This is a genomic window from Paraburkholderia sp. WS6, assembly GCF_030464835.1.
In the GTDB taxonomy this organism is placed as follows: Bacteria; Pseudomonadota; Gammaproteobacteria; order Burkholderiales; family Burkholderiaceae; genus Paraburkholderia; species Paraburkholderia madseniana.
On sequence record NZ_JALQCK010000023.1, the window covers coordinates 125,973 to 137,680 of the forward strand.

The window sequence follows — 11,708 nt, forward strand, 5'->3', positions numbered from 1 at the left end:
TCAAACCCGACCACACGACCGATTCACCGGCCAGGACTTCCGGATCACCCCATCCACGGCATTACGCCAGACACCAGGTCGCCGGCGCCTGAACCTGCGCCGGGCACTCGGGGTGACGTTCCTGATGCCGCAGGGGCGGAGCCGGTCCCGCACGAGCACCTACCGAGCAGGTCAGACGACAATTGAGTTATCTACGTGCTTAGCCTGACGCCGCCGGGGTGTGTTCCTGTGCAACCGACCCGCACGTGACGGCGTCGAGTGAAGATCAGTGCTGCACACCGACCCTACTGTGCGCCGCCTCTGCCGGGTCTAGCCTGGCGTCATACAGGCACTGCGCACGCCCAACCCGTTCACCGTTGGCTTGATACGGCAGCAGCAGGAAGAGCCCGGCCCCGGTGCATTCGACAGGCCAGAGCGACGCCCATGCGCTCAGTTCTTCGGCCTGTTCCGCAGCCTCGGAGGACACACAACACCTCGTAATACGTTCTCACCGCCGACACCGCAGTCTGTACGGCAGCGGTCAACACTCTTTACACGATGCGTCAAGTCGCTGTTCCTGTTCCATCGGGCGATCGATCCTGCCGTTCGTCCCTGCAACGAGTGCATCGAGCGGCTATGGAGCAACCGGTTTTTGCAACGCGGCACGTTCGATACACGCGCAGACTGGCGCGCGCACACAAGGAAATGTGTGTCCCGAGATCACCCCGTGACGCCTCCGACCTCGATGCGCCGTCATCACCAGATCGCTCGGCTCCCAAAAGTCCCGGGTCGGTCAATTGATGCAGCGCACACCGCTGCAGCCTGCACGATTCGGGAAGAACGCCACGATGGCGCACTTCCTCAACAGTCCGGGAAACGGGCGGGCTCAGCCAGCCCGCTTGCGCCACGCGGAAGGAACGGGACCTGTCTGATTGCAGTGGAGAGTTCTATAGTAAACAGGCCGCCACCCGTCGATTGGCTGAGAACCGCGGCGCAGCAATATGCCGGTTGGCTCAGGCAGACGAGGCTGACGGTACCGCGTTGGGATCCAGGAAAACGGCGCCCAAACTTACTGCGGAACAACCTTCGAGGAGGAGGTTCATCATGCTGCAAGCCAGTGAAATCCAGAAGCGTTTCACCCATCTGGAGCAAACCATCGAGAAAGCCTCGCAAGCCTGTCACGCCGACGCCACAGTGCCTAAGGAGCTTATGGACTGCGTTGATCAACTCGATAAAAAATCCGGAGGCGCAAAAAAAATAATTGAATCGAAAGACGAAAAGCGCATGCGTCAATGGATAGACGACCTTGAGCAGGTCGGCGACCGTGCAGAGCAGGCGTGTCAACGTGCAACCAATGTAAATGCGAAAGTAAAAAGTGCCGTCACCTCGGTTCATGCCGAACTTTCCGATCTGAAAAAACAGCTGCATTAACTCATTTTGAGTATGGGCAGCCCTGCCGTGGGCTCGAACGAAGGTAACGTTAGCCGTCGCGCACCAATCCGTGTCGGCACTCGCCCATGGCATGACGGTTGCGGGATAGAAGGTCTGGTCTTTTCACGAGGAGAACATCATGACCACACTTGACCCCAGCACCCAACCTGCAACTGGTGGCAGCGGCGCGAAGATTGTCGGCGGCAGAACTGGCGAAGGCCCCGGCCCGGATGTGATGGCGGCAGCCACGCTCGACGGTGACAAGGTCATCACTTCGGATGGCGAAGATATCGGCAAAATCTCCGACATCATGCTCGACGTGCGCGGCGGCCGGATCGCGTACGCCGTCCTGTCGAGCGGTGGGTTCCTGGGCATGGGCAACACCCTTTACGCAATCCCGTGGAGCGCGCTTGTCCTAGACGCCGACGAGAAGTGCTTCCGGCTCGGCGTCACCGCCGAGCGCATCAAGAACGCGCCCGGCTTCGACAAGGATCATTGGCCCGCGATGTCGGACCCGCAGTGGGGTTCGTCGCTGCACGAGTACTACAACCAGCGGCCCTACTGGCTGGCCACTCGCGGCGCAGTCGAAGGCCGGTCACTCGATCTTTAAGTCGCTAAAACCGGGGACGAGCGTGTCTATAGTGGTCGAGCCAACGGGACACCTTCCCAACTTATTCGAAATGCCGGCCGCAAGGTCGGCCTTTTCCTGTCACCAGCAGTTGCCGAAGGAGCTACGAGAGACAGGCTACAGGCGCGGGCTTCCGCAGAAGCACGCTCCAGAAATGTTCTTCACGCCGGCGAAGACGCGACTGAAACCGTTACGGTGGACACCGCGGCGTTGCGCGAGCACGAAACCCGGACACCCACCCATCTGCACAAGGTGGTCGCACACATGATGCAAATACAGTTCAGGGAGTTGAGTGCCCAATACCCGCACAAGGTGTAGTGCGGATAGGGATAATCGTTCGAATCGTGGAAAATCTGACGGCTGATGTTCGGGCAGCCTCATCTGGTCTGCGATTCGACCTTTGATCTGGTTTTGCCCTGCGCATGGTCGCGAGTTTATGAATATGCGCGCTACGATCAGAGGAGCTTTTATAGTGACGTGAGGTCAACCACGACGCGGCAGCGAAGAACGAACGTCGCTTCAAATACCCATGCTATCGAGCCGGTATGGAATCCGATATTGATCCGTCGTCAACGCCGCACAGCAACGTCAATTCGTGGATCGAGAAGTTAGGGCCCGGTCTGATTACCGGAGCGGCCGACGACGACCCGAGCGGCATCGCAACATACTCGCAGGCGGGCGCAGCGTTTGGCTACAACATTCTGTGGACAATCCTGCTGACCTATCCGCTGATGGTTGCCATCCAGGTCATCAGCGCCGGGATTGGTCGGGTCAGCGGCCACGGACTGGCGACCAATATTCGACGCCACTATCCCGCATGGCTGCTCTATGGCACGGTTATTCTCCTGCTCGTGGCGAACACGATCAATATTGCGGCCGACCTCTCGGCCATGGGCGCTGCCGTCAATCTGATCATAGGTGGACCGACGCATGTTTACACGGTCGGCCTCGCGCTGTTTTCGCTGGTGTTGCAGGTTTTTGTTCCGTATCGAAACTATGTCCGCGTTCTCAAATGGCTGACGCTTGTCCTGTTTGCCTACGTCGGCGTCGTGTTCGCCGTCCAGATTCCATGGATGACCGTCGCGATCCGGACCGTGTTTCCGCATCTGTCGTGGAACGGTGGCTACGTCACAACCGTCGTCGCGGTGTTCGGCACGACAATCGGTCCCTACCTGTTTTTTTGGCAAGCCTCGCAGGAGGTCGAGGAGTTGCGGACACGACACGGGCAGCGCGCACTCAAGCATGCGCCGTCTCAAGGCGCGTCAAATCTGAAACGGTCGTGATGGCTGCTGCCGTTGTCGGGATGTTCTGCTTTCTGTAGGAAGCGAGCCCGACACATGATAGTTGTCCGGATGGGCCAGCCTCCGACCAGGAATCTGCCGCCACCGGCATTGATGCAGGCGGCAAGCGTGTCGCCTTTGATGTGGACAATCGCGGCGGTGCCCGACGGTTGATATGAACAATGACGCCGCCGTCTAATTGCGCTTTCTTACCGCCGCTCGCAGAGGAAACCGCTTAGTGCCTCGACACTCCCGAGGCAACCGTGCGCAGCCGCCATTTCTGAGCGAAGAACCTGTTGCGCGAATCGCTCGCGCGTGATGTCGATCGGGCCGAGCGCAACCTGTTCGAATTCGGCAGTGACGATTGCGACCTTCTGGTTGCATCAGTGCTGTCGCGCGTAGAAGGAACCCGTATGAGTCGCCCACCCAATGGAACAGGAACACGGGTTTGACGCATCGAGTCAAGGGCGTTGACCGCTACCGTACAGACGTACCCGCTCGCACGTGGGAACGTAGCGCTACACTCGCGGGCATCAACAATTCCCGGTCGCTCCCGTGAAGCACGCATTCGCGGACAGCCGGTGACCGGCGCAACGCAGCACGTCCTTGTTGTGACAGAACGCCTGATGCCACCGCACGTTTCGCCAGCTGGTCGCGATCGAAGTGTCGCGCGGCTGTTGAACGGGTGTCGAATCTAAGGAGAGCGTCATGTACAACATCGTCTGGCTTGTGGGAGCTGTGGTCATCGTTCTGTTCGTGCTCGGCTATGTCGGATTGAGATAGACCTTCGCCGCAGGTAGAGAACATGGCCAGTGGGCCTGTCATGCATGAACGGCCGCTATGTGACGACGCGACTACGACTCACCGCCGGGATGATGAAACGTCCCGGCCGCGATGCCGCGCGCCGACCATGCATGACATCCGGTCCGACAATCCTGATCCAGCTTACTGAGAGGAGCCCGTGATGAAACTCGCCACGCAGACACCCGCCGACACCGCCCCTGTTGATCCGGCGAGCCGGCGCACCGCCACCCGGGCGGATGAGGATCAGGAGAACGTTGCGCCGCTGCCGCACGAGACCGATCAGTCAGCGGAATCGCAACATGAAGAGGGCACGCGCGCTGTCGGACGGCAGGCACATCAGGACCTTTCGCGCGGCCTGACCGATACTGACCGGCGCGGCGGCGACGCATATCAGAAACGCACCCAGAATGATGCGAATGCCAACACGCAGTCTCCCAAACACAAGGCCACGCGCAAGCGCTAGACGTTTGCATTCGCGTTTGCCGGCTGTGGGTCGCGTTCGTCAGCGTCGCCATTGCGTCGATAGTCGCGACGATCGGTCCGATCCCGGTCGGTCTGGGAACCTTCGAAGCGGCATCCGTGGCCATGCTGAGTCTGCTCGGCGTGTCGGTCGAGGCGGCACGGGCCGGAACACTGCTGTTGCGCGGCCTGACCTTCTGGTTGCCGATGCTGCCCGGCATCTGGCTGGCCCGGCGCGAGATCAGCCGAGCGAGGTAGCGGCCCGCGCCGAAGTTCGCGCGCTAGTGCCGCGAACAGGTTGGCTTTCTACGTGATCCTCAGATGTGCGAATAGCGGAATCTTCGCCGCGTCCAGCACGACCGCGAAAGCCGCCGCCCCAGCCAGCACACCCGTCACCACCGCGACGGGCAACGGTGTCATCGCGATCCCGCCAATCGCCAGGGTGATCGCGTTCAGCGTATAGGTCAGAATGCGTTGAAACGTGACGCGCCCCTCCTTCACCGCAGCCACGATGCCACTCAGCCCGGATTCGATCAGCACCATACCGGCAGCGGATTTGGCGACGTCGGTCGCGGTCGACACCGCAATGCCGATTTGCGCCTGGCGCAGCGCGGTTGCGTCGTTAGCGCCGTCGCCGCGCATGCCGACTGCGTGCGTTACGGTTGAGCGGCATAAAGCGTAGCCGCATTCGCGTCAAACACCCCGTCGACCATCGCCCGAGCTTCGTCGACGATACGTGTCAGATGCCCGTCGCCAAGAAAGCTCTCCGCATAGATCTTGTAGATGTCCTCGGTTCCCGACGGGCGCGCGGCAAACCAGCCGTTCTTCGTGATCACCTTGATGCCGCCGATCGCCGCATCATTGCCCGGCGCACGGTCGAGCACACGCTCGATCTTTTCGCCGGCCAGTTCGGTGTGAGGAAATTGCGCAGGCGACAGTCGCGCCAGCAGCGCGCGCTCCCGCACGCTCGCCTTGGCCTGCACGCGCCGTTCGACCGGCTCGCCCAGCCGCTGAGTCAGATCCCGGTAGATTTCTGCGGGATCGCGACCGGTGCGCGTGGTGATTTCCGCCGAGAGCAAAGCGGGCACGATGCCATCCTTGTCGGTAGTCCACGCGGTGCCGTCGCGTCGCAGACAGCTGGCGCCCGCGCTCTCTTCGCCCGCGAAGCCCAGCGAGCCATCGAGCAAGCCGCCGACAAACCATTTGAATCCGACCGGCGCTTCGTAAAGCGTACGGCCGCGCTTTGCCGTTACGCGGTCGATCATCTGACTGCTTACGACGGTCTTGCCAACCGCTGCGTGAGCGCCCCACTGCGGACGATGCGCATACAGGTAGTCGATCATGACCGCAAGGTAGTGATTCGGCGGCAGCAGCCCGGCGTGCCGGGTGACAACGCCATGCCTGTCGTGATCGCTGTCGCATGCAACGGCCACGTCGAAGTGGTCCTTCTGGTCAATCAGCGGTTGCATCGCATACGGCGACGATGGGTCCATTCGGATACGCCCATCCCAATCGACGCTCATGAAGCGGAAGGTCGGATCGACTTCGTCATTGATCAAGCTCAGGTTCAAACCGTAGCGTTCGGCAATCGGCCCCCAGTAGTGCACGCCCGCACCGCCGAGCGGATCGACGCCGAGGCGGATCGGTGCGCCGCGAAGCACGTCCATGTCGATAACGCTATCGAGGTCGCCGATATACGCGTTGAGGAAATCATGCCAGTGCGTCGTCGAGGCGCGCAACGCCTTGGACAGTGATACACGCAACAGGCCGTCGAGCCTGCTTTCGAGCAGCCCGTTCGCTGTTTCCTCGATCCAGCGGGTCACAGTTTCATCGGCCGTGCCACCGTTCGGCGGGTTGTATTTGAACCCGCCGCTATCCGGCGGGTTATGCGAGGGCGTTATCACGATGCCGTCCGCCAGTCCCGCGGTGCGGCCGCGGTTATACGCGACGATCGCGTGCGACACCGCCGGCGTAGGGGTATATTCGCCGTTTTGCGCGATCATGAGCTCGACGCCGTTAGCCGCCAGTACTTCGAGCGCGGTCGCGTACGCGGGTTCGGAGAGCGCATGCGTGTCGATGCCAAGAAACAGCGGACCATCGATACCCTGCCTCTTCCGATAGTGGCAAATGGCCTGGGTTATGGCCAGCACATGCCATTCGTTAAAGCTGCGCTCGAATGCGGACCCGCGATGCCCCGAGGTGCCGAAAGCGACCCGCTGCGCGGGGATCGAAGGGTCCGGAATATCGGTGTAGTACGCCGTGACAAGCCGGGGAACGTTGACCAGCATCCCGTGTGATGCGAGCTTGCCAGCAAGAGGACTGACGTTCATCGCGGTATCCTGTTGTAGTAGTGATTGGCGTGTCCGCCGCGTCATTGCAGATCGTCGGTACGTGCGGCAAGCGGACTTTTTTTACAGCGCCTTCAAATCAGGCAGCAGACGGTCGAATTCCCGCTTCACCACGCCATAGCACTCGCACACTCGCTTTTCGAGGCCGGGCCGGTCCAGCACCTCGATATTCCCATAGCTGTAGCGGATCAATTCGGCATCCTGCAACTTCATCGCCGCTTCCGTGACCCCAGGTCTCCTGACGCCGAGCATGTTGGCGATCAACTCCTGCGTCATCTTCAGCTCGTTCGACGGCAGGCGGTCCAGGCTGAGAAGCAGCCAGCGGCATAGCTGCTGATCGATTGAATGATGCCGGTTGCACACGGCGGTCTGCGCCATCTGCGTGATCAGTGCTTGCGTATAGCGCAGCAGCAGCCGCTGAACCGGACCGGCGCGGCGGAATTCCTCCTTCAGCAGGCGAGCATCCAGCCGGTATGCCAGCCCTGCGCTCTGCACGACCGCTCTGCTCGGGGTCGTTTCGCCGCCCATGAAGAGCGCAATGCCGATGAGCCCTTCGTTGCCGACGATCGCGATTTCGGCCGATGAACCGTCTTCCATCACGTACAGCAGCGAGACGATGGAGGTCGTCGGGAAATAGACGTGCGTGAGGCGATCTCCGGACTCATACACGACCTGTCCCAGCGGCATGTCCACCGACACCAGATGCGGGGCTATCCGCGCCCACTCCGCGTCGGGGAACACCGCGAGCAGATGATTCCCGTTTCGATGATGTTCGTGCTGCATGTTTCACTTTCCTCGCAGTCTGTCAGGAAGCCGCGCTGCTGCCACGGTCTCATGTGCAATACGGTAAGTCTGTACTGTAACGTTCAGACCAGTAAAAACAACCATATCGCATCATTTATCAACATGACTGACACCGCGCATCCCGTCCAGCAACGGCACGAAGGCGAGTGTGAGAAGCACGGCGGCGAGCGGCAGCGTTGCGATGAAACCCATGTGCTTGAATCCCAACGCGCCCGTCACGCCGCCCACGAAGAACATCCCAAGCAGTGACGCCAGCAGCGCAAGTCTCTGGCGATCGGCGCGCACGCGTGGCGCTCGTAAACCTGGCGCGTTCCAGTAGACCAGCTTTCCCAGTTCGATACCGATGTCGGTAACCAGGCCTGTCACATGGGTCGTACGGATTTCGGCTTTCGAAATCTTGGTGATGATCGCGTTCTGAAGACCCATCACGAAGCAAAGCACGCCTACCGTGGCGGAAACGAACAGGAGCCGGTGATGTTCCAGATTTGAGCCGAGCAACCCGAAGCCCAGCAGCAACGTTGCCTCCAGCAACAACGGCGTCGCATACACGCTTTGCGCGTGCCGGCGCCGTCCCCAGTTGATCAGGATCGCCGACGTGGCGGCGCCGGTGAGAAATGCAATGAGTGAACTGAGCCCCGCCACGACAAGGCCGATATCGCCAAGCGCGAGATTGTCGGCCAGCGACGACACGATACCGGTCATGTGCGACGTGTACTGTCCGACTGCCAGAAAGCCGCCCGCGTTGGCCGCGCCGGCAACGAACGCGAGCCAGCGCCCGAGACGCCGATTGGTCACGTCGGTCCGGTGCGGGCTGGCGAATCCTCGAAGATAGTTTATCGGCATGATGGCGGATGAGTGTCAGTTGGATGCAGGTGCGGTAGAGGGCGCGCATCGCCATGATGCACCCGAACCGTGCCGGGTTCTATCACTGCCCGCCTCTTCGCCCCGATGCCGGTACGGCAGCGTACCGACTTCGGCCGCCGGCTGTTGCATGTTCGATACCTCGCCGCGGCCCGGTGCACCGATGAGCCGCACTCTGTCCAGCACCTCGATGTGGCGCAGTGTCCTCGAAGTCTTCAGGATGACATACCACTCACCGACGATCGGCATCGAGTGTGCGGTCGTACATAGAGACGCGTTTGTACGTTGTCGTACCGCATTCTCGTGCGCTTCAGTGTAGCGTGACCTCTATCGTCAACCAGCGGGGAGCAAATCATGCTTAGACGAACATTTATCTGGAGCACGTCCGGGTCCATTCTGGCACTCGGCGCGGTGGTTTCGGGTTGCACCATGACCGGCTCTTCCGACGCGAGCCGTGTTCAGCAAATGGACAAGCGCCACAGCATCGATGCTGGCGTCGATTCGACGCTAACGCGTCTTTACGGCATGGCGCCCGGCTCGCGCGAACTGATCGGCAAGGCACACGGGGTGCTGACGTTCCCTTCGGTGATCGACGCCGGCTTCGTGGTCGGCGGTCAGTATGGCGAAGGGTCCCTGCGTGTCGGCGGACGCACGATGGGTTACTACAGCACGGCGACCGGTTCGATCGGCTGGCAGATAGGCGCGCAATCGCGCGCGATCGTGTTCCTGTTCATGACCGACGAGTCGCTCAACCGCTTCCGCAGCAGAGACGGCTGGTCGGCTGGCGGCGACGCGTCAGTAGCCGTGCTGAAAGTGGGCGCGAACGGCAATCTCGACACCAGCACCGCTACCGGACAGGTCGACGCGTTCGTTCTGACCAATAGTGGCTTGATGGCCGGCGCGTCGCTGGAAGGCACGAAAGTTACCCGGCTCACGTCGCTTTAAAAAGATGGACTCTGGGGCTCGCCGCTTGACGCGAGCCCCAGACTTTTCATGTTGCGGAGAAATCATGTTGCGAAGCATAAGAGACTTGCGCGGCAGCACCGTCCACGCATCCGACGGCGACATAGGCTCGGTCAGCCAGGTCTATTTCGATGACGAATCCTGGGGCGTCCGCTATCTTGTGGTCGAAACGGGCAACTGGCTCAACGACCGGCAAGTGCTGGTGTCGCCGTATTCGGTCAAGCACACGGACCCTGGGTCGAGTGTCGTGCACGTCAGACTTTCCCGGCAGCAAGTCAGGGACAGCCCGGTTCTCGACACGCACAAGCCCGTATCGCGGCAGCACGAGATCGAATACCTGCGTTACTACAGCTATCCGACGTATTGGGGCGGCCCGAACCTGTGGGGCATGGGCGCCTACCCCGCCTACGATCCGACCGGCGTCCCGCCGGACGCGCTGCCCGATACGCCGTCACGGCCGACGTTGCACGTGGACCAGCCGCCTCCTGACATTCATCTGCGCAGTACCGACGAGGTCAAGGGCTACCACCTCAAGACAGCCGACGGCGGCATCGGCCATGTGTCGGACTTCATCTACGACGACACCGACTGGGCAATTCGTTATCTGGTGGTCGACACACACAACTGGTGGCCCGGCGGAAAAGCCGTGCTGATCGCGATTCACTGGATAGACGGAGTCGACTGGTTCGAGTCTGCAGTGTCGACGACACTCACTCGCGACGTGATCCAGAACAGCCCCGCGTATGACGACTCGATACCGATCGACCGGCATTACGAAGTCGTGCTGCACCGGTTCTACGGTAGGCACGGGTATTGGTCGGATACCGATGCGGACGAGCGTGTTGCCGCGGAGTGATGTCTCGCGCAGGTCGCCGTTCTCGCCCAATCCGCACACCCCGGGATCGATGACCGTTCTCAGCGCAGTTAGACGATCTTGCGCGATGCCGCGATCGCTTCGTTGAGACAACGGAAAACGAATGCATGGAAAGGCACTGCAGGCAGGAGTAGATCATGAGACAAAATATTCAGAAACTGTATCAAGCCCGAATCCATACATTCACACCGGAGTGTCTGGAACTGCAAGATGGCAAATTTGATTTCCATCTTCGCCATGCGGTGGAAGGCTGCCTTCCTTCGGCCGACCAGCACTATGCCGTCGGCATTTTCGCAACCAGCGAGGAAGGCCATGCGGCGGCGCTTGCATACGGCGACAGATACATTTCGGAACACAAGTTCGGAATGTAGCGGCCCCGCCGTTCATTGATGAAAAGCTACTGTATCCGGCAGCGATCGGACCAGGTGTGGCCGTCGTTCAACCAGGAGCACTGCGTTATGGCAGACAAAATCATCTCAAGTGACACGCACGACGCCCATATGACCGTCAAGGATCACATTGCCGACGGCTGGGTGGCGACGCTCTGGATCGTTGCCAGGGGCGCCCCGAAAGGTAACGAACCCGCTACTACGCTCGACACTTTTTTCGATTGTGAAGACACGGCCTGGCATTCGGTCGAAACGCTTGCGCTCGCGAAACTCAGCAACCTGAAATAAGGCCGGTCGCACATGCGCGCCGTGGAGCCGCTTGGCTGCGGCCTTGTCGCGACGCTTTTGCAGCAGGATATCGAGTTCAGCGCCTCGCTGATCAACTGCTCGCCACGCAGATAGGGCTCGCCGCGCGGCGCAACAAGCACTTCGTCGGTTTCTACAACGCCGTATGCATACATTCGACTTTGGGCTATCTGTCCTGAAAATCAGCTAAAAATCACCCGCTGCTCGACGCGATAGCAAGACGAGGTCGGACCGAACGTCCGAGAACCCGACGAGTCTGTTGGCGAGTCATCATTTGCCGGGCTCAGTGACCAAGACCGCTCCTGGCGATCTGCTGCTCTATGAACTGGGCGAACAGTGCATGCAGACGCGTCGTCGAATGAAGGTCGTCGGCGAAGATGTACGTCTGATCGGCATTGGGCGTCACGTAGGTCGCCGGTGAGCAAAGCAATGCTGTGTCATCCGGCGTTTTCGTGGGGTCGCAGGCCTGGCTGGTGTTTGACACGGCGAAGCCATTAGCCTGAAAGTGCCGCATGCTGTCGACAGCGGTAAGCGGCTCGCCTAGGCCGTTCGTCCACGCGCGTGCACGTGAAGCATGATGGT

The 11,708-nt window shown here is 60.7% G+C and carries 13 protein-coding genes and 4 pseudogenes; 9 read left to right on the forward strand and 8 right to left on the reverse strand.

Annotation, left to right across the window (positions count from 1 at the left end; translation table 11 throughout):
* Positions 1–265: 265 nt before the first annotated feature.
* Positions 266–466 (reverse strand): hypothetical protein, encoded by a 201-nt coding sequence (locus tag M0D64_RS25815; protein WP_154565969.1) that lies wholly within the window; start codon positions 464–466, stop codon positions 266–268.
* A 617-nt stretch (positions 467–1,083) separates the two neighbouring features.
* Between M0D64_RS25815 and M0D64_RS25820 the strand changes: the two genes are divergently transcribed.
* The 5 genes and pseudogenes from M0D64_RS25820 (at position 1,084) to M0D64_RS25845 (ending at position 4,839) form a co-directional block, all read left to right on the forward strand.
* Entirely contained in the window at positions 1,084–1,410 is a 327-nt protein-coding gene (locus M0D64_RS25820; protein WP_154565968.1) for a hypothetical protein, read from the forward strand.
* Between the two features lie 139 nt (positions 1,411–1,549).
* A complete protein-coding gene (locus tag M0D64_RS25825; RefSeq protein ID WP_154565967.1) occupies positions 1,550–2,020 on the forward strand; it encodes a PRC-barrel domain-containing protein in 471 nt (156 codons plus the stop codon).
* Positions 2,021–2,583: 563 nt separating this feature from the next.
* Positions 2,584–3,255 (forward strand): annotated as a pseudogene (locus M0D64_RS25830) (NRAMP family divalent metal transporter); the annotation flags it as partial.
* A 1,027-nt stretch (positions 3,256–4,282) separates the two neighbouring features.
* Complete coding sequence (locus M0D64_RS25840; RefSeq protein WP_154565966.1) at positions 4,283–4,585, forward strand: hypothetical protein; 303 nt, start codon at positions 4,283–4,285, stop codon at positions 4,583–4,585.
* A 23-nt stretch (positions 4,586–4,608) separates the two neighbouring features.
* Entirely contained in the window at positions 4,609–4,839 is a 231-nt protein-coding gene (locus tag M0D64_RS25845) for a lysylphosphatidylglycerol synthase domain-containing protein (protein WP_233469055.1), read from the forward strand.
* A gap of 48 nt (positions 4,840–4,887) precedes the next feature.
* On the opposite strand, the pseudogene M0D64_RS25850 reads toward M0D64_RS25845, so the two are convergent.
* The 5 genes and pseudogenes from M0D64_RS25850 to M0D64_RS25870 form a co-directional block, all read right to left on the reverse strand.
* Positions 4,888–5,229 (reverse strand): annotated as a pseudogene (locus tag M0D64_RS25850) (HAD hydrolase family protein); the annotation flags it as partial.
* Between the two features lie 8 nt (positions 5,230–5,237).
* Positions 5,238–6,911 carry a phosphoglucomutase (alpha-D-glucose-1,6-bisphosphate-dependent) gene (gene pgm / locus M0D64_RS25855; RefSeq protein ID WP_266259765.1) on the reverse strand — a complete coding sequence of 558 codons (1,674 nt, stop codon included), beginning with the start codon at positions 6,909–6,911 and terminating at the stop codon, positions 5,238–5,240.
* An 81-nt stretch (positions 6,912–6,992) separates the two neighbouring features.
* The gene (locus M0D64_RS25860) at positions 6,993–7,712 is read right to left on the reverse strand and encodes a Crp/Fnr family transcriptional regulator (protein WP_154565964.1); all 720 of its coding nucleotides are present in this window, start codon (positions 7,710–7,712) and stop codon (positions 6,993–6,995) included.
* 111 nt (positions 7,713–7,823) lie between these two features.
* A complete protein-coding gene (locus M0D64_RS25865) occupies positions 7,824–8,576 on the reverse strand; it encodes a YoaK family protein (protein WP_154565963.1) in 753 nt (250 codons plus the stop codon).
* A 15-nt stretch (positions 8,577–8,591) separates the two neighbouring features.
* A complete protein-coding gene (locus M0D64_RS25870) occupies positions 8,592–8,843 on the reverse strand; it encodes a hypothetical protein (protein WP_154565962.1) in 252 nt (83 codons plus the stop codon).
* 105 nt (positions 8,844–8,948) lie between these two features.
* Here M0D64_RS25870 and M0D64_RS25875 point away from each other — a divergent pair, with 105 nt between their 5' ends.
* The 4 genes from M0D64_RS25875 to M0D64_RS25890 all read left to right on the forward strand — a co-directional run bounded on the left by M0D64_RS25875 (position 8,949) and on the right by M0D64_RS25890 (position 11,108).
* Positions 8,949–9,539 carry a YSC84-related protein gene (locus M0D64_RS25875; protein ID WP_266259767.1) on the forward strand — a complete coding sequence of 197 codons (591 nt, stop codon included), beginning with the start codon at positions 8,949–8,951 and terminating at the stop codon, positions 9,537–9,539.
* A gap of 64 nt (positions 9,540–9,603) precedes the next feature.
* Positions 9,604–10,413, forward strand: coding sequence for a PRC-barrel domain-containing protein (locus M0D64_RS25880; RefSeq protein ID WP_154565961.1), 810 nt, complete (start codon positions 9,604–9,606; stop codon positions 10,411–10,413).
* 155 nt (positions 10,414–10,568) lie between these two features.
* Positions 10,569–10,802 (forward strand): hypothetical protein, encoded by a 234-nt coding sequence (locus M0D64_RS25885; protein ID WP_154565960.1) that lies wholly within the window; start codon positions 10,569–10,571, stop codon positions 10,800–10,802.
* A gap of 87 nt (positions 10,803–10,889) precedes the next feature.
* Positions 10,890–11,108 (forward strand): hypothetical protein, encoded by a 219-nt coding sequence (locus tag M0D64_RS25890; RefSeq protein ID WP_166618305.1) that lies wholly within the window; start codon positions 10,890–10,892, stop codon positions 11,106–11,108.
* A gap of 27 nt (positions 11,109–11,135) precedes the next feature.
* Here M0D64_RS25890 and M0D64_RS25895 read toward each other — a convergent pair.
* Both M0D64_RS25895 and M0D64_RS25900 read right to left on the reverse strand, forming a co-directional pair.
* Positions 11,136–11,254, reverse strand: a pseudogene (locus tag M0D64_RS25895) (DDE-type integrase/transposase/recombinase); the annotation flags it as partial.
* 155 nt (positions 11,255–11,409) lie between these two features.
* Positions 11,410–11,708, reverse strand: a pseudogene (locus tag M0D64_RS25900) (lipase); the annotation flags it as partial.

Bases quoted from the DNA above. Each gene is read 5' to 3' on its own strand.
- M0D64_RS25820 (WP_154565968.1), top strand. From the start codon at position 1,084: ATGCTGCAAGCCAGTGAAATCCAGAAGCGTTTCACCCATCTGGAGCAA.
- M0D64_RS25825 (WP_154565967.1), top strand. From the start codon at position 1,550: ATGACCACACTTGACCCCAGCACCCAACCTGCAACTGGTGGCAGCGGC.
- M0D64_RS25840 (WP_154565966.1), top strand. From the start codon at position 4,283: ATGAAACTCGCCACGCAGACACCCGCCGACACCGCCCCTGTTGATCCG.
- pgm (WP_266259765.1), bottom strand. From the start codon at position 6,911: ATGAACGTCAGTCCTCTTGCTGGCAAGCTCGCATCACACGGGATGCTG.
- M0D64_RS25860 (WP_154565964.1), bottom strand. From the start codon at position 7,712: ATGCAGCACGAACATCATCGAAACGGGAATCATCTGCTCGCGGTGTTC.
- M0D64_RS25865 (WP_154565963.1), bottom strand. From the start codon at position 8,576: ATGCCGATAAACTATCTTCGAGGATTCGCCAGCCCGCACCGGACCGAC.
- M0D64_RS25870 (WP_154565962.1), bottom strand. From the start codon at position 8,843: ATGCCGATCGTCGGTGAGTGGTATGTCATCCTGAAGACTTCGAGGACA.
- M0D64_RS25875 (WP_266259767.1), top strand. From the start codon at position 8,949: ATGCTTAGACGAACATTTATCTGGAGCACGTCCGGGTCCATTCTGGCA.
- M0D64_RS25880 (WP_154565961.1), top strand. From the start codon at position 9,604: ATGTTGCGAAGCATAAGAGACTTGCGCGGCAGCACCGTCCACGCATCC.
- M0D64_RS25885 (WP_154565960.1), top strand. From the start codon at position 10,569: ATGAGACAAAATATTCAGAAACTGTATCAAGCCCGAATCCATACATTC.
- M0D64_RS25890 (WP_166618305.1), top strand. From the start codon at position 10,890: ATGGCAGACAAAATCATCTCAAGTGACACGCACGACGCCCATATGACC.